Below are 23,318 nucleotides of genomic sequence, written 5' to 3'. Positions count from 1 at the left end.
TTTTATCTTACGCCTGCCATTCTTTTCTTACCGATAAACAGCCAGCCCAGCCCCAGCGCAATAAACCACAGCGGCGTGACGATCAGCGCCTGACGGGTATCCTCTTCCAGGGTCAGCAGTACCAGCACAAACACGAAGAACGCCATGCAGACCCAGCACATCAGCTTGCCCAGCGGCATCTTGTAGATCGATTTTTCATGCAGGTGTGGACGCTTTTTGCGGTACACCAGGTACGAGCACAGGATGATGGTCCAGACGAACATGAAGAGGATCGCCGAGACGGTGGTGATCATGGTGAACGCACCAATCACGCTTGGATTCACGTAGAGCATCACCACGCCGCCCAGCAGGCAGATACAGGAGAAGGTCAGCCCTTTCGCCGGTACCGCACGCTTTGACAGCTTGGCGAACGCGCTCGGGGCCACGCCTTCCTGCGCCAGGCCGAACAGCATACGGCTGGTGGAGAACACGCCGCTGTTGGCCGACGAGGCTGCAGAGGTCAGCACCACGAAGTTAATCAGGCTCGCCGCAGCCGGCAGGCCAACCAGCACGAACAGTTCAACGAACGGGCTCTTGGTCGGTACGACGGAGCTCCACGGCGTGACGGACATAATAATGATCAACGCAAACACATAGAACATGATGATACGGACCGGAATGGAGTTGATCGCCCGCGGCAGGGATTTCTCCGGATCTTTGGTTTCTGCGGCAGTAGTACCTACCAGCTCAATCCCCACGAAGGCGAAGACTGCAATCTGGAAGCCGGCAAAGAATCCGCTCAGCCCTTTCGGGAACCAGCCGCCGTCATTCCACAGGTGGGAGAACGAGGCTTCAACGCCGGTCGGGGAGGTAAAGTGCGTCATTACCATCACCAGGCCGACCACAATCAGACCAACGATCGCGACGATTTTGATCATCGCGAACCAGAACTCCATCTCACCGAACATCTTCACGGTGGCGAGGTTCAGGCTCAGCAGCAGGACAATCACCGCCAGCGAGGCAACCCAGTCCGACAGCCCGGGGAACCAGAACTGCGCATAGGCGGTGATGGCAACCACGTCGGCCATCCCGGTGACTACCCAGCAGAACCAGTAGGTCCAGCCGGTGAAATACCCCGCCCACGGCCCGAGCAGGTCGGAGGCAAAGTCGCTGAAGGATTTGTATTCGAGATTCGAGAGCAGCAATTCTCCCATTGCACGCATCACGAAAAAGAGCATGAAGCCGATGATCATATAGACAAATATGATCGACGGCCCGGCAAGACTGATGGTTTTGCCTGACCCCATAAACAGCCCGGTGCCGATAGCACCGCCAATGGCGATAAGCTGAATATGACGGTTTGTAAGATTGCGCCGTAGCGACTGTTCAGACGATGCCTCTTCGTCGGCAACGACTTTTACCTGATCTACCATGTGATGTTTTCCTGTTGTTACTGCCTGTGTTGTTTAGGCTCTTCTGGCCCTTTATTACGTCGAAAAGCGACGGTCCGATTAAGGACTCATCGATATTAGGTAAGAATCGGCGGGATGAATACTCTGATTTAAATATTATGTTAATAATATGTTGAAAATTAGTGTCATGTCACTTAAGCAACGCAAAACAGCTCACAAAAATACACTTAATGCGATCATTTGCAAGATAATCTGTTGATTGGCGCGTAACTATAGGTTTTTTAACTGATTTCCCCTCCCCGGTCGGGGAGAGGAAAGAGAGCGGGATTACAGAATTTCCAGCAGCTCGACTTCAAACACCAGGGTGCTGAATGGCGGGATGGACGCGCCTGCGCCACGCTCGCCGTAGGCCAGGTTCTGAGGAATAGTCAGTTCCCATTTGGAGCCTACCGGCATCAGGGTCAGGGCTTCGATCCAGCCTGGGATCACGCCGTTGACCGGGAATTCAGCCGGTTCGCCGCGGGCAACGGAGCTGTCGAACACGGTGCCGTCGATCAGTTTACCGGTGTAGTGCACGCGAACGTGGTCGGTACGCGCCGGGATTGCGCCGTCACCCTGGTTGATCACGCGGAATTGCAGGCCGGTTTCGGTGCTGTTCACGCCTTCGCGCTCACGGTTCTCTTCGAGGAATTTCTCGCCTGCCGCAGCCATCTCTTCAAAACGCGCGCGACGCACGGAGTCAGCACGTTCGTGGATTTCGCGCAGCGCGCGGTGAACCACATCTACCGGAACAGCCGGGTGCTTACCTTCCAGTGCATCGGCGATACCCGCCACCAGCGCTTCTGGTAACAGACCCTGCAGACCTGATTCGCTCAGCTGCTGTCCTACCTGCAAACCAATACCGTAGCTTGCCTGCGCTTCGATTGTGTCAAAAGTCGGGGTGGTCATGGGATTTCCTTCCATCACATTTAAAGTAGCGGGCAGCATAACAGCCACCTTCCATCCGGTAAAACTTTGTCTTATGGAAAGATGACAAATTGCGATGAAACGGAAACAATAGAGACTATCTGGATTTTTCCCGAATGTGTGTCACGGAAGCCGGGTTTGCTACGCTCATCAGGCAGTTAGCGAACTATACTTCTCGGGACAGGAAAAAAGACGCGGAGCAGGAGGAGAGCCATGCCCGGGCCATTTGAACTAAAACCTACCCTGACGAAAATCTGGCATGCGCCAGACAACTTTCGCATCATGGACCCGCTGCCGCCCCTGCACCGCAGAGGCATTATCATCGGTGCGCTGATGGTTATCGTTGGTTTTCTGCTGCCAGGCGCTGAAGACAGCGCGACAACGCCTGTCCGGCGGGATGCCGAACTGGATTTCCGCTCGCAGACGCAGCCGCAACATGATACCCAGCCGATGCAGACGCAGCTGGTTTCCCCGACAAACGATCCGGGCCAGATGGCGCCGGTTGAGCCGGAGCCGATTCAGGAAGAGCAACCGCAGGAGCAGGCCGCCGCGCCTGTACAGTCGCAGCCGGTGCCGGGTATCGAACAGCAGTGGCGCTCTTACCGGGTAGAGTCCGGCAAAACCATGGCGCAGCTGTTCCGCGATCACAACCTGCCGCCGACGGATGTCTATGCGATGGCACAGGTTGAAGGTGCCGGTAAACCGCTGAGTAATCTGCAAAACGGTCAGATGGTGCAGATCCGCCAGAATGCGAGCGGCGTGGTGACCGGGCTGACCATTGACAGCGGCAATGGCCAGCAGGTGCTGTTTACCCGTCAGGCGGACGGCAGCTTCGTTCGCGCGAAATAGCCCTTTGCCCGGTGGCGTGATGCTTACCGGGCCTGTTTTCCACTCACTTTATTGACCCACCAGATCCCCGAGCAGACCAGCACCAGCGCCACGGCATATTTGATCTCGAGGATATTCTCCCCAAGGAAAATGGCGGAAAGCACGGTGCCGGCCACCGGCACTAAAAAGTTGAAGGGCGCAATCATGCTGACGCGGTTGTACTTCAGCAGCAAACTCCACAGCGCGAACGCCACCGACGAGAGCAGGGTCAGATAACCCAGGATTGCCGCCGCTTTGACGCTGGGGAGTGCCAGTGTCCCGCCGGTCATGTAGCCGCCCACCACCAGCATTACCCCACCGATCGCCAGCTGCCAGCCGGTCATCACCATCGGATCGACCGTCTGGGAAATACGTTTGCCGTACAACGTGGCGGCAGAGAGGATAAACGCCGCCAGCACCACAAAACCGTCACCGTTCCAGACAAAGTGGAAGTCCTGCAAGCCGCTGTTAAAGTTGACAATCATCACCCCGGCAAAACCGAGAATACATCCGAGAGCTTTGTTATAGCTGATCCTGTCGTTCTGATAGATGAAGTGCGCCAGCATGACGCTGAAGAAGGTGGCGGTGGCGTTCATGATCGACCCTTTGGCACCCGTCGTGTAAGCAAGGCCGATATAAAAGAAGGTGTACTGGATCGCCGTCTGCGTCAGGCCGAGGACCGTTAGCTGGCCAAACTGCCGTGGGCTGAGCCGACCAATCGGCTTGCGCTGGGCAAGGGCTAACAGCAGCAACAGCATGCCGGCAAACACAAAGCGATAACCGGCAAAGACCACTTTTGAGGGAATGTCGTTGGTGGCGATCTGAAAGAGTTCGTAGCCGCTCTTAATCGCGGGATAGGAGCTGCCCCATAACAAACAGCACAGCGTCGCGCAGGCGAAAACGATGTTTTTACGGGCAAAAATCGGCGTGGGGAGAACGGAGTCCATAGCAAATCTCGAAGATAAAATGGCGTTTCATTTTATTATCAGAGAATGCAACGGGAATAGCTACCCTGAAAGGCAAAAGGTGGGACAGGTCTCATTAAAAAGCAAAACGCCGGCACAAGGCCGGCGCTTCGACGTGGTGACGAGTAATTACTTACTCAGCAACAACGTTAACAACCAGTTTAGCGAAGACTTCGCTGTGAACCTGGAAGTCCACTTCGTGCTCACCGGTGGTACGCAGAACGCCGTTCGGCATACGAACTTCGCTCTTAGCCACTTTAACGCCAGCTGCAGTTACTGCATCAGCGATATCGCGGGTACCGATGGAACCGAACAGTTTACCTTCGTCGCCTGATTTAGACGCGATAGTAACGGTGCCCAGTGCGTTGATTTCTTCAGCGCGAGCGTTAGCAGCCGCCAGAACGTCAGCCAGTTTGGCTTCCAGTTCAGCACGACGTGCTTCGAAAAACTCTACGTTTTTCTTGGTAGCAGGAACAGCTTTACCCTGTGGAACCAGGAAGTTACGAGCGTAGCCCGCTTTAACGTTTACCTGATCACCCAGGCTGCCCAGGTTTGCTACTTTATCAAGCAGAATAACTTGCATTACCTTATCCTCTTAAAGTCGTATTAATGGACCGTGCCCGATTACTGATGACGATCAGTGTACGGCAGCAGGGACAGGTAGCGAGCGCGTTTGATAGCGCGAGCCAGCTGACGCTGGTATTTTGCACGAGTACCGGTGATACGGCTTGGGACAATCTTACCGCTTTCGGTGATGTAGTTTTTCAGCGTTGCGATATCTTTATAGTCGATCTCTTGAACGCCTTCCGCGGTGAAACGGCAGAACTTGCGACGACGGAAATAACGTGCCATATGGCTAGTCTCCAGAATCTATCAAATCAATCTGCTCGGCATGCAGAACCATTTTGCTCAGGCCGTTCTTTGCCTTGTGGCAAGAAATGAACCCCTGAACGATTACTGCGCTACCGACCGTTATACTGTGAGTAATGGCCTGGTTTTCGTGTCCGCTAATAATAACGGGCATTTGGCACCACGCCTGCCGGTGAAACCCGGCTTCCTCCTGCACTGAACGATGCTCAAGCACGAACTGGCAGTGAGGAATTCCTGATGGGCTGACCTTACGAAGGGGGGTCCTGCACACGGTACCGGACAACACCAGACGGTTGGTCATCAGAAATTACTCTTCAGAATCCCCAGCATCAGAATCATCTGCGGTTTCGTTTGCGAAATCATCGCGACGCTCACGGCGCTCGTCTTTCGCTTTAACCATCGGAGATGCTTCGGTCACTGCGTTTTTGGTACGCATAACCATGCTGCGGATAACGGCATCGTTGAAGCGGAAGTTAGTTTCCAGCTCATCGATCGCTTCCTGCGGCGCTTCAACGTTCAGCAGAACGTAGTGAGCTTTGTGCAGTTTGTTGATCGGATAAGCCAGCTGACGGCGGCCCCAGTCTTCCAGACGGTGGATCGTGCCTTCTGCTGCAGTGATTGCACCAGTGTAGCGCTCGATCATACCCGGAACCTGTTCGCTCTGGTCAGGATGGACCATAAAAACGATTTCGTAATGACGCATCGAATTGCTCCTTACGGATTATTCAGCCTCCTGTCTGGGTCAGCCGAGGCCCGGGGAGGCAAGGAACGTGTTAAAGGTCGGCCGAAAAATTGACGCGCCATAATACTTGCCCCCCCCTGGAAACTCAAGCGCATTGCATAAATAATTCGCACAAAGCGTAAAGCGCGTCTAAGTGGGTGATTTACCATTGCTCAGGGTCGATCGTGGCGTTTTTTTGAACAACAGCATCAGAAATGGTCGCCAATACCCGCCAGATAAGGGGTTACACTTTAATCAGACCCCTTCTGAGGACCAAACCCGAAGTGATTATCGTCGCACCGTAGTTTGTCGTGGAGCGCATATCATGAAAAAGATAAACCTTGCCATTCTGGCTGCGCTTTTGCTCAGTGCAAACGCGACAGCAGCGATTCAGGTTGACGGCCGACAGGCCAGAAATATGGATGACGTACAAAGTCTGGGCGTCATCTATATCAACCACAACTTCGCCACGGAAAGTGAAGCGACTGAAGCCATTAATGCAGAAGCCGATGCGCGGGATGCCCGCTACTATCACGTCATGCTCACCCGTGAACCGGGCAGCAACGGCAATATGCACGTCAGTGCAGATATCTACCGGTAATAATGCTTTGACGCTAGCACCAGGAAAGCCAACAACGAAAATATGTCATAGTCGAATTAGCCCCCTGCCCGGGGGCTTTTTTTATTTTTGCCCGTAATAGGCATTCGGGCCATGCTTGCGCATAAAGTGCTTGTTCATCAGGTAGCTGTCTATCGGTTGCAGGCGTGGGTTGATACCGCGGGCAATCCACGCCATTCTCGCCACCTCTTCCATCACCACGGCGTTATGCACCGCATCCTGGGCATCTTTACCCCAGGCAAAGGGGCCATGCTGGTAGACCACGATCCCTGGCGTGTGCAGCGGTTCACCCTCTCCCAACGTGTCGATGATCACCTTGCCGGTATTGAGCTCATACTCGCCCTGCACCTCCTCTTCGCTGAGCGCCCGCGTACAGGGGATATCACCAAAAAAGTAGTCTGCATGGGTGGTGCCCAGCGCCGGGATCGCCAGCCCCGCCTGTGCCCAGGCCGTGGCATGGGTGGAGTGGGTATGCACCACGCCGCCAAGGGAGGGATAACGCCGGTAGAGCGCCAGATGGGTGGCGGTATCGGACGAAGGCCGCCACTGGCCCTCCACCACCTTGCCGTCGAGATCCACTACCACCATATCTTCCACCCGCATGGTCTCATAGGCTACCCCGCTGGGTTTGATCGCCACCAGTCCGCGGCTCCGGTCTATTGCACTGACGTTTCCCCAGGTAAAGGTGACCAGGCCGTAACGTGGCAAATCCATGTTTGCTTCAAAGACCTGCTGTTTAAGCTGCTGCATTTTCGCCTCCCTTCAGCCCCGCCCGCGCCATCCGCGCCAGCACCCAGTCGCGGGCTTTCGCCACTTCGAGCAGCGGATCCTCTGCGGTTTCGCTCCACATCTCAATCAGGTAAGGCCCGCAGTACCCGCTGTGATTGAGGGTGGCGAAACAGGCTTCGAAATCCACCACGCCCGTGCCGAACGGCACGTTCTTGAATACCCCAGGCCGGGTGTCTTTGACGTGTACCGCCACGATATGGCCGATCCCCGCCTGCAGCTCCATAGGCACATCGTTATCCCACGCAGAGAGGTTGCCGATATCGGGATAGAGCTGGAACCACGGATTATTGAGGTAGTGGGCATAACCCAGCGCCTTGCTGATGGAGTTCATCAGCGGGTAGTCCATGATCTCCATCGCCAGCGTCACCTGGGCGCGGCTCGCCATCTCCACGCTCGCTTTCAGCCCCTCACGAAAGCGCCGCCGCGTTTCGTTGTTGGCCTGCTGGTAGTAAACGTCATAGCCCGCCAGCTGGATAACGCGGATCCCCACGTCCTGAGCAAAACGAATCGCTTTACGCATGATCGCCAGCCCCTGGGCTCGCACGGCGTCATCTTCACTGCCGAGCGGAAAGCGACGATGGGCGCTCAGGCACATAGAGGGGACACGCACTCCGGTTTCGGCCACCGCATTCACCAGCGCCAGGCGCTGCTCGCGGCTCCAGTCGAGGCGGGAGAGGCGCGCATCCGTCTCATCCACCGACATTTCGACGAAATCGAACCCCAGAGACTGAGCGAGTTTCAGCCGTTCGAGCCAGCACTCCCCGGCGGGGAGTGCCTTCTCATAGATGCCAAGCGGCACCTGCTTGCTTAACATAGCCGCTCCTTATCCCCACAGCTGGGCGATGGAACGTTTGAACTGGCGCGCCGCTTCCACCGGCGAGGCGGCATCACGAATACTGCGACCGGCAATAAAGACGTGAATCGGAATACCCGCGAACAGCGGCAGATCCTCCAGCGCCAGGCCGCCGGTGACGGTGACCTTAAAGCCCATCTCCGCCAGACGCTTAACGGCACTGATATCCGCGTCACCCCAGGCCACGCCTGCGGCCTGCGCATCGCGGCTGCGGTGATAGACCACCTGCTGAATGCCAGCCTCACGCCACTCTTCCGCCTGTTTCCAGGTCCAGAAGCCGGTAAGTTCGATCTGCACGTCGCCGTTAAACTCTTTCGCCACGTCCAGCGCGCCTTTCGCGGTGTTGATATCCGCGCAGCAGATCACTGTCACCCAGTCGGCGTTGGCTTCGAAGCACATCCGCGACAGGATTTTGCCCGCATCGGCAATCTTGGCATCTGCCAGCACAATTTTGTGGGGATAGAGCGCCTTCAGATCGCGTACGGCGCGCACGCCCTCCCCGACGCAGAGGATGGTGCCCACTTCGATGATGTCCACCTCTTCGGCGATCAGGCGGGTGGTTTCGTAAGCGTGGGCCAGAGCCTGGTTATCCAGCGCAACCTGCAACATTGGTAATGACATTTCAGTTCCCTCTTAGCGTGCCGCCGCAGTGGCGTTATCGATTAAATCCAGCACGTCCTGCTCGGTACGACAGGCGCGTAAACGGTCGAAATTGGCTTCGTCTTCAAACAGATTGACGATCTGCATGATGCCCACCTCCTGATGCGTGTTGGCATCAACGGCCGCCATAGTGATCAGAATATCGACCGGGTCGTTATCCTCATGGTTAAACACCAGCGGCGTTTTCAGGGTGACCAGTGCGAACCCTGTCTTTTTAACCCCCTCCTCCGGGCGGCCATGCGGCATCGCCAGCCCCGGCGCAATCACAAAGTACGGCCCAAATTGCTCAACGCCATCGAGAATGGCCTGGTAATAGCGCGGCTCAACCACATCAGCGTTAACCAGCAGATCAACGCTCAGCTTTACCGCCTCCTGCCAGGTGCTGGCCTCGGCCTGTAACAGGACGGAGTGGTTGTCTGCCAGCGAATCACGGAGTTTCATAGCGCCTCCTTACTTCACGTCTTGCGGGAAGTGTTCTTTGATCACATCCAGCAGTTTTGGGCCAAAATCCGCAGGCGACAGCATGTTGCGCACGCCCACCACATATTTATTGCCTGTGACGCTAATTTCCCCGGCGATATGGGTCGAGGCGATGATGATGTCCGCGCCGTTCAGTTCACTTTTGTATTCACCCACCGCGCAGCTGTTCACCGTGTGGTCAATGTTTGACTGGGTTAAAAACTGGTCCACTTTCATTTTCATGATCATGGAGCTTCCTTGTCCGTTGCCACATACAGCCAGAATACGTACGGTCATAGTCAAAACTCCTTAGTGAGCAGAAACTTCTGCTGTTTGTTTTTCCGCATCTTCTTCCGCCCGCAGCGAACGGCCAGCGAAGAACATATAAGCCAGGGCAATAAAAATAATGACGGCCATAAAGACAATGCCGAGGGAGGCGAAGCCCTGCATCATTGGCGGGGCCAGAATTGACCAGTCCGCCATGCCCATCCAGGCGCTCATGCCGGTGAGCTTGACCGCCCACACGCAACCGAAGATCTCAATCATCCCCATTACCAGGCAGATCTTGAGCGCCGCGCGCCAGCCGCCAAAATGGTTGGCAAAGACGCCAATGGTGGCGTTAGAGAAGAACATCGGGATAAAGCCAGGAATGATGAGGATGGAAGAGCCACAGCCCACCAGGATGCCCACCGCAATCAGCTGGCCGATGGTGCCCCACATAAAGCCCCAGACCACGGCGTTCGGCGCAAAGCTATAGATAGCCGCACAGTCGATCGCCAGCACCGCGCCGGGGATCAGACGCTGCGAGATGCCGTTGAAGGCTTCGGAGAGCTCGGCCACGAACATGCGTACGCCCTGGGTAATGATGAAAATCGCCACCGCGAAGGAGAAACCGGTTTGCAGGATGTAGATGGTCCAGTGAGTTTTCCCGGCCATCGCCTGAATCACATCGGTACCAAACGAGAGCAGAATCGCACCGAAGAAAATAGTCATCACGATCGCCGTCGAGACGATATTGTCGTGGAAAATATTGAGCCAGCCCGGCAGCTTGAGATCCTCCACGCTCTCCTCTTTCTTGCCGAGGTACGGCGCGACTTTATAGGCGATCCAGGAGGCGAACTGCTGCTGGTGGCCGATGGAGAAACCGCAACCGTCGGTCACGTCCTGGGTCGGCTTGAACATCATGTTGGAGGTGATCCCCCAGTAGAGCGACACCAGCACTGCCGTACAGATAATGGTGGTCCACATGGGATAACCGTAGATAAAGAAGAAGACGGCAATCAGCCCGGCCTGCTGGAACATGATGTGGCCGGTCAGCATGATGGTACGAATACCAGTAATACGGCGCAGCAGGACGTAAATGATGTTCAGCGCCAGCGCCAACAGCACGGCATATCCCACCCAGCTGTAGGCGTCGCCCATCCGTTCGATGGTCGCCATCATTGAAGCGTAGGTATCTGATATTGCGCCGTTAATGCCGTAAACCTCGGACATTTTGGCGACGACGGGTTTAAAGGTGCTGGTTAAAATGCCGGACCCCGCCTGGAGGAGCATGAAACCGATGATGGTTTTGATGGTGCCTTTGATAATGACGCTGACGCTCTTGCGTAGCAGGATGTAGCCCAGACACGTCACGATACCCAGCAGCAGCGGGGCATTAGTCATTACCTGATTAAAAAAGACGGTAAAGACGCTGTAGAGGATCTCCATAACACTCTCCGATAAAGGCAGTACGCTGCGTAATGCTCGTACAACAGGCCCCCACTCTAGTAATCACAAATAATCACCACAAGATTGTATTTGATTATTTGTGACGCATCACGCAAATTATTTCCCCTCATACTGTAATGACTTTTATTTCAATCTTTGAAATACCAATATAATTTTATATTTCAATAATTTGCAAAATAATTAGGTAACAATCATCAGCATTTATCACATCTGCAATGCGCTTTTAAAGGAAGCAAGGCTTCAAAATGTGCGTTGCAATGCTGATTTATTGGTGACAATATAAATCATATTGAATCATTAATTGATTATTTATGAGAATAAGAGGGAGTCTGGTAATGAGTAAAGTGCACACTATCACCCGAGAATCATGGATCCTCAGCACCTTCCCGGAATGGGGAACCTGGCTGAACGAAGAGATTGAACAAGAGCAGGTTGCGCCTGGCACCTTTGCCATGTGGTGGCTGGGCTGCACCGGAATCTGGTTGAAATCTCAAGGCGGCGCCAATGTCTGTGTCGATTTCTGGTGCGGGACCGGTAAGCAAAGCCACGGTAATCCGCTGATGAAGAAAGGGCATCAGATGCAGCGTATGGCGGGGGTGCAGAAGCTGCAGCCAAACCTACGCACCACGCCGTTTGTCCTCGATCCGTTCGGCATTCGTCAGATCGATGCCGTGCTGGCGACCCACGATCATAACGATCACATTGATGTGAATGTCGCCGCCGCCGTCATGCAAAACTGCGCGCCAGATGTGCCCTTTATCGGTCCGCAAACCTGCGTGGATATCTGGATGGGCTGGGGCGTGCCGAAAGAGCGCTGCATTGTAGTTAAGCCAGGCGATGTGGTGAAAATCAAAGATATTGAAATCCACGCCCTGGATGCATTTGACCGTACGGCGTTGATTACCCTGCCGGCAGACCAGAAGGCAGCTGGTGTGCTGCCGGACGGCATGGATGAGCGGGCGGTAAACTATCTGTTCAAAACCCCGGGCGGAACGCTGTACCACAGCGGCGACTCACATTACTCCAACTACTATGCCAAACATGGCAACGAGCATCATATCGACGTGGCGCTGGGATCTTATGGCGAGAACCCGCGCGGCATCACCGATAAGATGACCAGCGCCGATATTCTGCGCATGGCAGAAGCGCTCAATACCCAGGTGGTGATCCCGTTCCACCATGATATCTGGTCAAACTTCCAGGCCGATCCGCAGGAGATCCGCGTCCTGTGGGAGATGAAAAAAGATCGTCTGAAATATGGCTTTAAGCCGTTTATCTGGCAGGTGGGCGGCAAGTTTACCTGGCCGCTGGATAAAGACAATTTTGAGTATCACTACCCGCGCGGCTTTGACGACTGCTTTACCATTGAGCCAGATCTGCCGTTCAAATCATTCCTGTAATTACCTCTTTATCGCCAGGCGCAGCGCCTGGCGGTTCCATCTTTTACTTAGTAATTTCAGGCTATTTCAAATATCATCTTTTGAAATCAATTTATTTCGGAATAGCTCATGACAGAAGCACAGCGGCATCAAATTTTACTGGAACTCCTGGCACAAACGGGGTTTGTCACCGTGGAACAGGTGATTGCCCGGCTGGGCGTCTCACCCGCCACCGCGCGCCGGGATATCAATAAACTTGATGAGAGCGGGAAGCTGAAAAAAGTCCGTAACGGTGCCGAAGCCATTAGCCAACAGCGCCCGCGCTGGTCACCGATGAATATCCATCAGGCGCAGAATCACGACGAGAAAGTGCGCATAGCCCGGGCCGCCTCCCAGCTGGTAAATCCTGGTGAAAGCGTGGTGATCAACTGTGGTTCGACCGCCTTCCTGCTAGGCCGCGAAATGTGCGGCAAGCCGGTGCAGATCATTACCAACTACCTGCCGCTGGCCATCTACCTCATCGATCAAGAGCACGAAAGCGTGGTGATCATGGGCGGGCAGTACAACAAGAGCCAGTCCATCACCTTAAGCCCGCAGGACAGCGAGAACACGCTGTATGCCGGACACTGGATGTTTACCAGCGGGAAAGGGCTCACCGCCGAGGGGCTGTATAAGACCGATATGCTGACGGCGATGGCGGAGCAGAACATGCTGAACGTGGTCGGCAAGCTGGTGGTGCTGGTCGACAGCAGTAAAGTTGGCGAGCGTGCGGGTATGTTGTTTAGCCGCGCCGAGCAGATAGACCTGGTGATCACCGGTAAAGGTGCGGACCCACAGATCCTCCAGAAACTGGAAGATCAGGGGGTGAAGATCCTGCGCGTTTAAAGGTGCTGACGGAAAAACGCCACCGTGGCATCGAGGGCGGTCGGCGTGATGCGATGTTTGACTCCCGCCTCCCACAGGCAGGTCAGGTTCTTATCCAGCCCTTCCTGCTGCAGGGCCTGCTGCAAACGGAAGGTCTCCGCGGCGGGCACGACGTCATCCGCCTCCCCGTGCCACAGCAGCAGCGGCCGGTCGGCCAGACGGGGTAGCGCGGTTGTCACCTCCCAGTCGGCAAGCGGAGAGACCATCGCGTCAAATGTCTCAGGTTGCAGCGGCGGAAACAGCGTGCGGGCCAGGGAGGTAAAGTAGCCCGAGCCCATCAGGCTTGCCACGCATTTCACCTCCGGATGGCGCGCCATAATACCCAGCGCGGTCATCCCGCCCATCGAGGCACCGGCCACCGCAAGCCGTTCATCCGCCACCAGCCCGGCCTGATACAACCCATCCCTTAGCGCAGCAAACTCCGTGAGGTTGCCATGCAGGATTGGCCAGAACTGCCCCAGACGAGCCTGCTCATCCCCTGCAAAGCGTGCGCCATGATCCGGTGCATCCGGCATCACCACCCGAAAACCGGCCTGCGCCAGCGCTACCGCAAAATAGCTGTAGACCAGCTTTGATGAAGTAAAACCATGATAAAAAATAATAACCGGCAGCGGTTGAGATCGTTTTCCTGCCGGAACGGCGTGTACACTTTCATGGTCGCCAAAGTGCCGTATTTCAAGTTCAATCATCAAAAGGCCTCATGCTAAAGGGTGATTTAAAATGTTGAGAACTGGATTACGCTTTCGCACAATTTTCATTCGAAATTTACGCCACAGCTAACAATTTGGGAACATTCCCCCAATCCTAAATCAACAGAGTTCTACACTATGGCTATCAGGAAACGAGATATGGTTATGCGAAGGTTTGCTGCTTTATTGCTGATGCTGGTATTGGGCGGATGTAGCGTCCTGGAAGGCACGCCACAGCCTGCACCTCCGGTTGCCGACCACCCACAAGAAATTCGCCGTAATCAGACGGAAGGATTACAGCGGATGGGTACCGTCACCGCACTTGAGCGAGGCTCTCCCGCCGATGTGGAAGATGCCATTAAAGCAAAAGCCGTCGCCGCGAAAGCAGATTATTACGTCATCATCCTTATCGATGAAACTATCGTGACAGGACAATGGTACTCGCAGGCCATTTTATACCGTAAATAACGAGCGGTATTTAAACGACATTTACACTGCTTTGCGTCCATAGACGTTTTCCTGTCCACAATAAACTCCATGCCTGCGGCAATGGAAATGAGTTTATTAGCGAAGGATTGCCCGGCGGATACCGGGGACACGTAAAATGGAGCTGACGATGAAACGATCTCTTGCTTTGACCTCACTGTTACTCTCAGCCGGTCTGGTGAGTACTGCCGCACAGTCAGCCGAATTTGCCAGCGCTGATTGCGTGACGGGTTTGAATGAAATTGGACTGATTTCCGTGAATGATATCTCAGGGAGTCCGCAGGATGTGGAGCGCATGATTGCGCTAAAAGCAGATGAACAGGGAGCATCCTGGTATCGCATTATTACCATGCAGGAAGATAGCCATGTCAATCGCTGGCGGGTACAAGCCATTCTCTACGCCTGAAAAGCGCCCATAAAAAGCCACTAAAAAAGAGTGGCTTTTTAATATTTACAATTCTATTATCCTTGTCGCTACTACCTCGAGACAATACCGTAACATTTTGTTACATAAAGCTAATAAATGTTATCCCCGCTCTGCCGTTGAAAAGCGTTACCTTTTTAGCAATGAGCAATTTATGATCAACTTTTTTCGCCGTGCAGGTCTGGGCACCAAGCTATCGCTGCTTACCGGCTTGAGTGTTGCCACACTCTTTCTGCTGTTCACTTTTCTCCTGAGCTATAACACCAGTCAAAAACTCGAATCGCTGGCCATAGAAGATCTGCATAACCAGTCTACCGGCGTGGTAGATATGGTGCAGATGTTTAATACCAGCCTCACCGAAGAGGTAGAGAGCTATACCCGCCTGTTCACCACTTTTTTGCCGCAACCGCTGACCATTGACGCTAGCCAGACCCGCACCATTAACGGTCAGAACGTCCCGCTGCTGAAAGGCGGTGAGACGGAACTCCATGAGAACAACACCACGCCCGATGATTTTCTGAATCGTACCGGGGCCATCGCTACGCTGTTTGTCCGCAGCGGCGACGACTTTGTCCGCGTGGCAACCTCCCTGCGTAAAGAGAACGGCGACCGGGCCATCGGTACGGTACTGGATCACGCCAGCCCGGCCTGGGCGGTGGTCAGCAAAGGTGAGGTCTATCGCGGCCTCGCCCTGCTGTTCGGCAAACGCTATATCACCCAGTATCAACCGGTTAAGGATGCGGGCGGACAGGTGATCGCCATCATCTTCGTCGGGGTCGACATTACCCACTCGTGGAACGTCATGCGCGAGAAGATCCTCAGCCGCCGTCTGGGCGAGAGCGGCCACTTCTTTGTGCTGGACCGCAGTCATGGCAAAAATCACGGCCAGTACCTGTTCCATAGCGCAGAAGAGGGGCAGTTGCCGAAATGGGAGAACGACGTTCAGCAGCAGTTGCTGGCGGATAAATCCGGCACCCTGGAGCGCCAGAGCGCCGACGGTCGTACGCTGATTATGGCCTGGACACCGCTTCCGGGCTGGAACTGGACGATAGTGGGCGAGGTGGATAAATCCGTCCTGCTGGCCGACGTTACCAGCCTGCGCGATCGCTTCCTGCTGGCTGGCGTCGTCCTGTCCGCACTTTTCGCCATGCTGTTCGCATTTATTATCCGCCGCTGGCTTTCACGTCCGCTGCGCGATGTGATTGGTCTGGCAGAACAGTATGCCGCAGGCGATCTGCGCAACACCCTGCCTGCTACCCGTCAGGATGAGGTGGGTCAGCTGATCAATGCCATCAACGGCATTGGCGGCGGGCTGCAAAAAATCGTGCTGCAGGTGCGTGAAGCCGCAGGGGATATTCATCAGGGAACCAACGCCCTGGCGGCGGATACCGGTGAGATCTCTGAGCAGATCAACAAGCAGGCCAGCAGCGTGGAAGAGACCTCCGCCAGTATGGAGCAGTTGGCGGCCAGCGTGCAGCAGAATGCAGCCAATATGGAGCAGACCCAGCAGCTGGTAGGCGAAACCTCACGGGCAGTGCATCAGGGCGGGGAGACCGTCAGCAATGCTGTCGCTACCATGGATGATATTCGCGAAGCATCGAAACGTATCGAAGCCATTACGCGGGTGATTGAAGGTATCGCTTTCCAGACCAATATCCTGGCCCTGAACGCCGCCGTAGAAGCCGCCCGGGCGGGCGAGCACGGTAAAGGCTTTGCCGTGGTGGCTCAGGAAGTGCGCGCCCTGGCAGCGCGTAGCGCCAACGCGGTGAAGGAGATTGAGCAGCTGATTGGCGATACGCTCAGCAAGGTGAGCGAGGGCCACGCCCTGTCGGAGCAGACCCGGCATGCGATGGAGAGCATCATCGAGCACATCGACAATATCAACCAGCTGGTCACGGAGATTAACCATGCCTCCCGCGAGCAGTCGGCAGGTATCGGTCAGGTGAACCTGGCGATGACGCATATCGGCGAAGCGTCGCACATCAACGCCGATCGCGTCTCACGCAGCGAACAGACGGCACAGGTTCTGCGTGGAAAGGGTTCCCACCTGACCGATCTGGTCAGCCTGTTCCGCCTGTAAGAGTCAGGCTACACCGCCCGTGGCGCGCAGCAGCAGGTCGTCCTGGACCTGCTCGCTGAGCAGGGATCCTCCACGAGCGTCAAGCATTTCACGACACCAGGCCTGCGCCACCGGCGGTGACGCATGGCGCAACATCTGTGCCCCCGCGCCCAGCAGGAAGATCTGCCGGGCGATCTCCCTGCCCTGCGCCTCCTGGGGTTTACGCAGCTTCTGCTGTAACTGGCGCCAGCTGCGATCGAAGTGCCGATCCTGCCCCTTCACGCCGGCAAAATCCTCGGCCAGCAGATCCATCACCGCAGGCTGCTTCGCCAGCACCCGCAGCACGTCCAGCCCCATAATATTGCCCGAGCCTTCCCAGATGCTGTTGACCGGCATCTCCCGGTAGATACGCGGCAGCTCGCTCTCTTCGCAATAGCCGATACCACCCAACACCTCCATCGCTTCCGCGACGAACGGGATCCCGGCTTTACAAATCGCCAGTTTCGCGGCCGGGGTAAACAGCCGTGCCCACAGGGCGTCGTGCTCGTTATCCCGGCGATCCCAGGCCCGCGCCAGGCGGAACAGGAGCGCCGTTTGTCCCTCCAGCTGCAGCGCCATGCGACTTAACACATCGCGCATCAGCGGCTGATCGATCAGATTTTTGCCAAAGGTTTGCCGCTGGTGAGCATGATACAACGCCACCGAGAAGGCCCGGCGCATCAGGCCGTGACTGCCGAGCGCGCAGTCGAAGCGGGTCAGGCCGCCCATCTTCAGGATCTGGCGCACACCTTCCCCCTCTTCGCCCAGCAGCCAGCCGGTGGCCTCGAGAAACTCAGCTTCGCTGCTGGCGTTGGAGCGGTTGCCCAGCTTGTCTTTCAGACGCTCCAGATGGACGGCATTGCGCAGGCCGTCAGGCAGAAAACGGGGAACGAAGAAGCACGACAGGCCGCCCTTCGCCTGCGCCAGCACCAGATGCGCATCGCTTTGCGGCACCGAGAAAAACCACTTATGGCCCACCAGCCGGTAGCTGCCGTCGCCGCAGCGCTCTGCCCTGGTGGTGTTGCTGAGAACATCCGATCCGCCCTGCTTCTCCGTCATCCCCATGCCAATCAGCAGGCCGCGCTTCTGGTTGCCCGGCGTCAGATGGGAGTCATATCGGTCGCTAAGGAGCGGCGTCAGCCAGTCATGGAACATGCGCGGTAGCGCCTGCTGCAGCAGCGGCGTGGCGGCATGGGTCATGGTGATCGGGCAAAGCGTGCCGGCCTCCACCTGCGCATGCAGGATAAAACGCGCCGCGCGGGCCACGAAGGCTCCTTTTCGCGCCTCCTCTTCCCACGCCAGGTTATGCACCCGGTTAGCGCACAGCCCCTGCATCAGCAGGTGCCACGCGGGATGAAAACGCACATCGTCCAGCCGGGCACCGCTGGCGTCAAAGCGCAGCAGCTCGGGCGGATTGGCGTTCGCAAGGCGGCCCAGTTCCAGCGATTCTGCCGTACCCAGCTGCTGGCCAATACTGGCGAGCAGCTCTGCGTCCCAGTCAGCGCCTTCACGGCTGACCGCTTCACACAGGGCACGATCGGAAAGAAAAAGGTTGCTGTTGGTGAGTGGCGCAGGCTGATTAAAAACCGTGTGCGTCTGCCAGTGCATAATGTATCCCTCCTTCTATGGCAATGAGGTAATTATGGACAGACCGGGCAGACGCTGCACGGAAGCGGGCGCAAAATTTCGCCATCTCCAGGCGTGAATCTGGTCACAGATTGGGCGAATAATAAATTTCATATCGGCTTTTATAGTGAATAATTTATTCTTAACCTCATGGAGAGAATAACGATGCAATCCACTCAGCGGGCGCCGGATGCCCACAAGCGTGCATTAGTTGCAGGCTCAATCGGTAACTTTATCGAATGGTACGAATTTGCGGTGTACGGTTTTCTGGCCACCGTGATTGCAAAAAACTTTTTCCAGCTCAGCGGTGAGGCGGGGCTGACCAGCCTGATCCTCACCTACGCCTCGTTTGCTATCGCCTTTTTCTTCCGTCCATTAGGCGCCATCGTCTTCGGGCGGATCGGGGATCGTATCGGGCGTAAGCCCACCCTTATCATCGTATTGGTGATGATGACCCTGGCCACGGCGGCGATTGGTCTGGTACCGGTGTATGCCAGCATTGGTATTGCCGCCCCGCTGATCATCACCGGCCTGCGGATCCTGCAGGGGCTGTTCGCGGGTGGTGAGTATGGCGGCGCGGTATCGCTGATGACCGAGTTCGCCCCACGCGGCAAACGCGGGCTGTACGGCGCCTGGCAGTCCTTTACCGTTGCGCTGGGGCTGCTGGCCGGCGCGGGGATCGTGGCATTGCTCTCGGCCCTGCTGACGCCAGAAGCCCTGCATGACTGGGGCTGGCGCATCCCGTTCTTTATCGCCCTGCCGCTGGGGGCGGTCGCCCTGTGGCTGCGGGTGAGCATGGAAGAGACGCCGAGCTTCGTGAAGCAGCAAACCAAACCGGTAGTGGCGAAAGCCCGCACCAGCGACACGCTGAAAGCTATCGTGATGGGGATCGGCCGGGTGATGGTCTGGTCTGCCGCAGGTTATACCTATCTGGTGATCATGCCCGCCTACCTGCAGTCGGCCCTGCACACCGGCTTTAACCAGGCGCTACTGATAGCGGTGATCTCCAATATCGGTTTTGCGCTGACCATCATTCCCTCCGGGATGTTGAGCGATCGCATCGGCCGCCGCACGGTGATGGTGATTGCCGCCGTTCTGCTGCTGATCCTCGCCCTGCCGCTACTGAAAATCCTGCAGGCGGAGTCCAGCACCCTGGCAGTGAAAGCGATAGTGGTGCTGATTGCAGGTGGCCTGGTGGGGATGCTGGCAGGGCCAGGACCGGCCATGCTGTCAGAGATGTTCCCGACGCGGGTGCGCTATACCGGGCTGGGGCTGGCCTATTCGCTGTCGAATGCCATCTTCTCGGGCTGTGCGGGCTTAATTATTACCGGGCTGATAAAAGAGACGGGGAATCTGGATATTCCGGCCTATTACGTGATGGCGACGGCGGTGGTGAGTATTTTTGCGCTGATGACGTTAAGAAAGGATGACCATTTGCGGTCGCTGGAGGAGTGAGGTATGTGCCGGGTGGCGCTGCGCTTACCCGGCCTACGGTCCGTGCTTTTGTAGGCCGGGTAAGGCGAAGCCGCCACCCGGCACAACAGACTATCCTCTCTGGCGCACCGCTTCGAACAGGCAGATGCCGGTTGCCACGGAGACGTTCAGGGACGAGACGCTGCCCGCCATCGGAATGCTGATCAGCTCGTCGCAGTGCTCGCGGGTCAGACGGCGCATACCTTCACCTTCCGCGCCCATCACCAGTGCCAGACGGCCGGTCATTTTGCTCTGGAACAGAGTGTGATCTGCTTCACCGGCGGTGCCGACGATCCAGATATTCTCTTCCTGCAGTTGACGCATGGTGCGCGCCAGGTTGGTCACGCGGATCAGCGGCACGTTTTCCGCTGCGCCGCAGGCCACTTTTTTGGCCGTGGCGTTGAGCTGTGCAGAGCGATCTTTCGGCACGATCACCGCGTGAACACCCGCTGCATCGGCGCTACGCAGGCAGGCACCGAGGTTGTGCGGATCGGTCACGCCGTCGAGGATCAGGAAGAACGGGTTATCCAGGGTGGCGATGAGATCCGGCAGATCGTTTTCCTGATACTGGCGACCCGGCTTGACGCGGGCGATGATCCCCTGGTGCACCGCACCTTCGCTTTTCTCATCCAGATACTGGCGGTTCGCCAGCTGGATCACCACACCCTGCGCTTCCAGGGCGTGGATCAGCGGCATCAGGCGTTTGTCTTCACGCCCTTTCAGAATAAAGACTTCCTGAAAACGCTCCGGTGCGCGCTCCAGCAGGGCCTGCACCGCGTGGATGCCGTAAATCATTTCACTCATTGATGATTCTCATTAATTACTGTTCTCCTCTCCCGAAAGGGAGAGGATCAAGGTCAGGGAAAATTATTCCGCTACTTTTTTCTTCGCTGCGCGCTTCGCTTTGGTCGCGGCGGCGATTTTCTGGGTTTTGTCCGACGGCTTTTTCGCTGCTCTGGCTTCTTTCTTCGCGGCCTTCGGCTTCTGTTTTTTCTCGCCACGGAAGGCGCTGTCCGGCTCGAAGTTCACCTTCTTACCGGTCTGACGACGCTTGCCGCTGGTTTTGCCAGGCGCCCCTTTCTTCGCATGGTCGCGTGCGGTTTTACCCACGTTGCGCGGCGCACGTTCGCTGGAGATCAGGCTGAAATCGATCTTACGCTCGTCCATGTTGACCGCTTCAACCTTCACTTCCACGCGATCGCCCAGACGGTAAGTCTGGCCGCTGGATTCGCCGGTCAGACGCTGCCCAACCTGATCGTAACGGTAGTAGTCGTTATCCAGGGAGGAGACATGCACCAGGCCATCAATAAAGAGTTCATCAAGACGGACAAAGAAGCCAAAACCGGTGACGCTGGCAATCACGCCTTTAAACACGTTCCCGACCTGATCCAGCATGAAGTCACACTTCAGCCAGTCAGCGACGTCACGCGTGGCTTCATCCGCCCGGCGTTCCGCCATCGAACAGTGCTGGCCCAGCTGCAGCATCTCTTCCATGGAGTAGTGGTAACCCCCGGTTTCCGTGGTGTTGCCTTTATGACCCTGCTCCTGCGCCAGCAGATATTTAATAGCGCGGTGCAGGGAGAGGTCCGGGTAACGACGGATCGGCGAGGTAAAGTGGGCATAAGACTGCAATGCCAGGCCAAAGTGACCGCGGTTTTCCGGATCGTAAATCGCCTGCTTCATGGAGCGCAGCAGCATGGTTTGCAGCATTTCGGCGTCAGGGCGATCGGCGATGGATTCCAGCAGCTCGGCGTAATCGCGTGGCTCCGGCTTGTTACCGCCCGGCAGTTCAAGGCCCAGCTCCGCCAGTACGGTACGGAACGAGGTAATGGCTTCGGTGGTCGGTTTGTCGTGAATACGGAACAGCGCTGGCTCTTTGGCTTTCTCAACGAAGCGTGCCGCCGAGATGTTGGCCAGGATCATGCACTCTTCAATCAGCTTGTGGGCATCGTTACGCTGGGTCTGTTCGATCCGCTCGATGCGGCGCTCGGCGTTGAAGATGAACTTCGCCTCTTCGCTCTCAAAGGAGATCCCGCCGCGCTCTTCACGCGCCTGATCCAGCACTTTATAGAGGTTATGCAACTCTTCGATGTGCTTCACCAGCGGCGCATACTGTTCACGCAGATCCTGGTCACCCTGCAGCATGTGCCACACTTTGGTGTAGGTCAGGCGAGCATGTGAACTCATCACCGCTTCATAGAATTTGTAGCCGGTTAAACGCCCTTTGGTGGAGATGGTCATTTCACACACCATGCACAGACGGTCAACCTGCGGGTTGAGGGAGCACAAACCGTTGGAGAGCACTTCCGGCAGCATCGGCACGACCTGGGACGGGAAGTAGACCGAAGTGCCACGGTTGCGGGCTTCACCATCCAGCGGGGTACCTGTGCGGACGTAATAGCTCACATCCGCAATGGCCACCCACAGACGCCAGCCGCCGCCGCGTTTTTTCTCGCAGTAAACGGCGTCATCAAAGTCACGGGCGTCTTCGCCATCGATGGTGACCAGCGGCAGGCTACGCAGATCCACACGGCCCGCTTTCGCCGACTCCGGGACCTGCTCTTTCAGGCCTTCAACCTGCTCTTCAACCGCTTTTGGCCAGACGTACGGGATTTCGTGGGTGCGCAGCGCCATGTCCACGGCCATGCCGGTGCCCATGTTATCGCCCAGCACTTCGACAATCTTACCGATCGCTTTGGTACGGCGGGTCGGACGCTGGGTCAGTTCAACGACCACCACAAAGCCCATCCGCGCGCCCATCACCTCTTCCGGTGGAATAAGGATATCAAAGCTCAGACGGCTGTCGTCCGGCACCACAAAACCGACGCCGGCGTCGGTGAAGTAGCGGCCCACGATCTGGCTGGTTTTTGGCACCAGCACGCGTACCACGCGCGCCTCACGACGACCTTTACGGTCGGCACCCAGCGGCTGGGCCAGGATCTGGTCGCCGTGAATGCACATCTTCATCTGTTCAGAGGAGAGATAGAGATCGTCCTTACGGCCTTCGACGCGCAGGAAGCCGAAACCATCCCGGTGACCAATCACCATGCCTTTCAGCAGGTCGAGGCGTTCTGGCAGGGCATAGCACTGGCGGCGGGTAAAGACCAGTTGTCCGTCGCGCTCCATGGCGCGCAGACGACGGCGAAGGGCTTCAATTTGCTCTTCGCCTTCAATGTTTAATTCAACGGCAAGTTCTTCACGATTAGCGGGTTTTTCGCGTTTGGTTAAGTGTTCAATGATGAACTCGCGGCTTGGGATAGGATTAGCGTATTTTTCAGCTTCGCGTTCCTGGAAAGGATCTTGTGACATAGCGGTTCCTCCGTTGTCA

The 23,318-nt window shown here is 56.4% G+C and carries 25 protein-coding genes; 8 read left to right on the top strand and 17 right to left on the bottom strand.

What is annotated here, in order from left to right:
- Positions 1-2 precede the first annotated feature (2 nt).
- Both cycA and fklB read right to left on the bottom strand, forming a co-directional pair.
- Positions 3-1,412 carry a D-serine/D-alanine/glycine transporter gene (cycA, locus tag G7090_RS02415; RefSeq protein ID WP_166181402.1) on the bottom strand — a complete coding sequence of 470 codons (1,410 nt, stop codon included), beginning with the start codon at positions 1,410-1,412 and terminating at the stop codon, positions 3-5.
- A gap of 306 nt (positions 1,413-1,718) precedes the next feature.
- Positions 1,719-2,339, bottom strand: coding sequence for an FKBP-type peptidyl-prolyl cis-trans isomerase (gene fklB, locus G7090_RS02410; protein WP_032616205.1), 621 nt, complete (start codon positions 2,337-2,339; stop codon positions 1,719-1,721).
- A gap of 231 nt (positions 2,340-2,570) precedes the next feature.
- On the opposite strand from fklB, the gene G7090_RS02405 reads away from it, so the two are divergent.
- Positions 2,571-3,206: an OapA family protein gene (locus tag G7090_RS02405; RefSeq protein WP_166181401.1), complete on the top strand. Its 636-nt coding sequence runs from the start codon at positions 2,571-2,573 to the stop codon at positions 3,204-3,206.
- Between the two features lie 23 nt (positions 3,207-3,229).
- Here G7090_RS02405 and G7090_RS02400 read toward each other — a convergent pair whose 3' ends face one another.
- The 5 genes from G7090_RS02400 to rpsF all read right to left on the bottom strand — a co-directional run bounded on the left by G7090_RS02400 (position 3,230) and on the right by rpsF (position 5,762).
- Entirely contained in the window at positions 3,230-4,171 is a 942-nt protein-coding gene (locus G7090_RS02400; RefSeq protein ID WP_166181400.1) for a DMT family transporter, read from the bottom strand.
- Between the two features lie 151 nt (positions 4,172-4,322).
- Entirely contained in the window at positions 4,323-4,772 is a 450-nt protein-coding gene (rplI, locus tag G7090_RS02395) for a 50S ribosomal protein L9 (protein ID WP_032616202.1), read from the bottom strand.
- Positions 4,773-4,813: 41 nt separating this feature from the next.
- Positions 4,814-5,041: a 30S ribosomal protein S18 gene (rpsR, locus tag G7090_RS02390; RefSeq protein WP_000135199.1), complete on the bottom strand. Its 228-nt coding sequence runs from the start codon at positions 5,039-5,041 to the stop codon at positions 4,814-4,816.
- A 4-nt stretch (positions 5,042-5,045) separates the two neighbouring features.
- Positions 5,046-5,360 (bottom strand): primosomal replication protein N, encoded by a 315-nt coding sequence (gene priB / locus G7090_RS02385; RefSeq protein ID WP_014068638.1) that lies wholly within the window; start codon positions 5,358-5,360, stop codon positions 5,046-5,048.
- Between the two features lie 6 nt (positions 5,361-5,366).
- On the bottom strand, positions 5,367-5,762 hold the full coding sequence (rpsF, locus tag G7090_RS02380) for a 30S ribosomal protein S6 (RefSeq protein WP_011915632.1): 396 nt from the start codon (positions 5,760-5,762) through the stop codon (positions 5,367-5,369).
- Positions 5,763-6,105: 343 nt separating this feature from the next.
- Between rpsF and yjfY the strand changes: the two genes are divergently transcribed.
- Positions 6,106-6,381 carry a DUF1471 family protein YjfY gene (yjfY, locus tag G7090_RS02375; protein WP_032616201.1) on the top strand — a complete coding sequence of 92 codons (276 nt, stop codon included), beginning with the start codon at positions 6,106-6,108 and terminating at the stop codon, positions 6,379-6,381.
- Between the two features lie 81 nt (positions 6,382-6,462).
- Here the strand turns inward: yjfY and G7090_RS02370 are convergent, their stop codons facing one another.
- From G7090_RS02370 to ulaA, 6 genes are read right to left on the bottom strand one after another with little or no spacing between them, the layout of a single operon-like run.
- The gene (locus G7090_RS02370; protein ID WP_166181399.1) at positions 6,463-7,149 is read right to left on the bottom strand and encodes an L-ribulose-5-phosphate 4-epimerase; all 687 of its coding nucleotides are present in this window, start codon (positions 7,147-7,149) and stop codon (positions 6,463-6,465) included.
- Positions 7,136-8,002: an L-ribulose-5-phosphate 3-epimerase gene (locus G7090_RS02365; protein ID WP_166181398.1), complete on the bottom strand. Its 867-nt coding sequence runs from the start codon at positions 8,000-8,002 to the stop codon at positions 7,136-7,138. Before G7090_RS02365 ends, G7090_RS02370 begins: the two co-directional genes overlap by 14 nt.
- A 9-nt stretch (positions 8,003-8,011) precedes the next feature.
- Positions 8,012-8,662 (bottom strand): 3-keto-L-gulonate-6-phosphate decarboxylase UlaD, encoded by a 651-nt coding sequence (locus G7090_RS02360; RefSeq protein ID WP_166181397.1) that lies wholly within the window; start codon positions 8,660-8,662, stop codon positions 8,012-8,014.
- Between the two features lie 12 nt (positions 8,663-8,674).
- Positions 8,675-9,142 (bottom strand): PTS ascorbate transporter subunit IIA, encoded by a 468-nt coding sequence (gene ulaC, locus G7090_RS02355; RefSeq protein ID WP_166181396.1) that lies wholly within the window; start codon positions 9,140-9,142, stop codon positions 8,675-8,677.
- A 9-nt stretch (positions 9,143-9,151) separates the two neighbouring features.
- Entirely contained in the window at positions 9,152-9,457 is a 306-nt protein-coding gene (gene ulaB / locus G7090_RS02350) for a PTS ascorbate transporter subunit IIB (RefSeq protein WP_106994059.1), read from the bottom strand.
- Positions 9,458-9,469: 12 nt separating this feature from the next.
- Positions 9,470-10,870, bottom strand: a complete 1,401-nt coding sequence (gene ulaA, locus G7090_RS02345; protein ID WP_166181395.1) for a PTS ascorbate transporter subunit IIC — start codon at positions 10,868-10,870, stop codon at positions 9,470-9,472.
- A gap of 356 nt (positions 10,871-11,226) precedes the next feature.
- Between ulaA and ulaG the strand changes: the two genes are divergently transcribed.
- Positions 11,227-12,291, top strand: coding sequence for an L-ascorbate 6-phosphate lactonase (gene ulaG, locus G7090_RS02340; RefSeq protein ID WP_106994057.1), 1,065 nt, complete (start codon positions 11,227-11,229; stop codon positions 12,289-12,291).
- Positions 12,292-12,399: 108 nt separating this feature from the next.
- Positions 12,400-13,155 carry an HTH-type transcriptional regulator UlaR gene (gene ulaR, locus G7090_RS02335; protein ID WP_166181394.1) on the top strand — a complete coding sequence of 252 codons (756 nt, stop codon included), beginning with the start codon at positions 12,400-12,402 and terminating at the stop codon, positions 13,153-13,155.
- Here the strand turns inward: ulaR and yjfP are convergent.
- Positions 13,152-13,883: an esterase gene (gene yjfP, locus G7090_RS02330; RefSeq protein WP_106994055.1), complete on the bottom strand. Its 732-nt coding sequence runs from the start codon at positions 13,881-13,883 to the stop codon at positions 13,152-13,154. The two genes, ulaR and yjfP, sit on opposite strands and share 4 nt — an antisense overlap.
- Positions 13,884-14,021: 138 nt before the next feature.
- On the opposite strand from yjfP, the gene bsmA reads away from it, so the two are divergent.
- The 3 genes from bsmA to G7090_RS02315 all read left to right on the top strand — a co-directional run bounded on the left by bsmA (position 14,022) and on the right by G7090_RS02315 (position 16,873).
- A complete protein-coding gene (bsmA, locus tag G7090_RS02325) occupies positions 14,022-14,351 on the top strand; it encodes a biofilm peroxide resistance protein BsmA (protein ID WP_166181393.1) in 330 nt (109 codons plus the stop codon).
- A 136-nt stretch (positions 14,352-14,487) separates the two neighbouring features.
- Positions 14,488-14,775, top strand: a complete 288-nt coding sequence (gene yjfN, locus G7090_RS02320; protein ID WP_106994053.1) for a DUF1471 family protease activator YjfN — start codon at positions 14,488-14,490, stop codon at positions 14,773-14,775.
- 172 nt (positions 14,776-14,947) lie between these two features.
- On the top strand, positions 14,948-16,873 hold the full coding sequence (locus G7090_RS02315) for a methyl-accepting chemotaxis protein (protein ID WP_166181392.1): 1,926 nt from the start codon (positions 14,948-14,950) through the stop codon (positions 16,871-16,873).
- Positions 16,874-16,876: 3 nt separating this feature from the next.
- Here the strand turns inward: G7090_RS02315 and G7090_RS02310 are convergent, their stop codons facing one another.
- Positions 16,877-18,499 carry an isovaleryl-CoA dehydrogenase gene (locus G7090_RS02310; protein WP_166181391.1) on the bottom strand — a complete coding sequence of 541 codons (1,623 nt, stop codon included), beginning with the start codon at positions 18,497-18,499 and terminating at the stop codon, positions 16,877-16,879.
- Between the two features lie 183 nt (positions 18,500-18,682).
- On the opposite strand from G7090_RS02310, the gene G7090_RS02305 reads away from it, so the two are divergent.
- Positions 18,683-19,972 (top strand): MFS transporter, encoded by a 1,290-nt coding sequence (locus tag G7090_RS02305; protein ID WP_166181390.1) that lies wholly within the window; start codon positions 18,683-18,685, stop codon positions 19,970-19,972.
- Between the two features lie 90 nt (positions 19,973-20,062).
- On the opposite strand, the gene rlmB is transcribed toward G7090_RS02305, so the two are convergent.
- A complete protein-coding gene (gene rlmB / locus G7090_RS02300; RefSeq protein ID WP_166181389.1) occupies positions 20,063-20,794 on the bottom strand; it encodes a 23S rRNA (guanosine(2251)-2'-O)-methyltransferase RlmB in 732 nt (243 codons plus the stop codon).
- Positions 20,795-20,857: 63 nt separating this feature from the next.
- Entirely contained in the window at positions 20,858-23,299 is a 2,442-nt protein-coding gene (rnr, locus tag G7090_RS02295; protein ID WP_166181388.1) for a ribonuclease R, read from the bottom strand.
- Positions 23,300-23,318 lie beyond the last annotated feature (19 nt).

Origin of the sequence: Leclercia sp. 29361 (assembly GCF_011290365.1) — a bacterium.
GTDB classification, from domain to species: Bacteria; Pseudomonadota; Gammaproteobacteria; order Enterobacterales; family Enterobacteriaceae; genus Enterobacter; species Enterobacter tamurae.
Note: the sequence above shows the minus strand (reverse complement) of the source record. Positions and strands in the feature narration are given on the sequence as shown.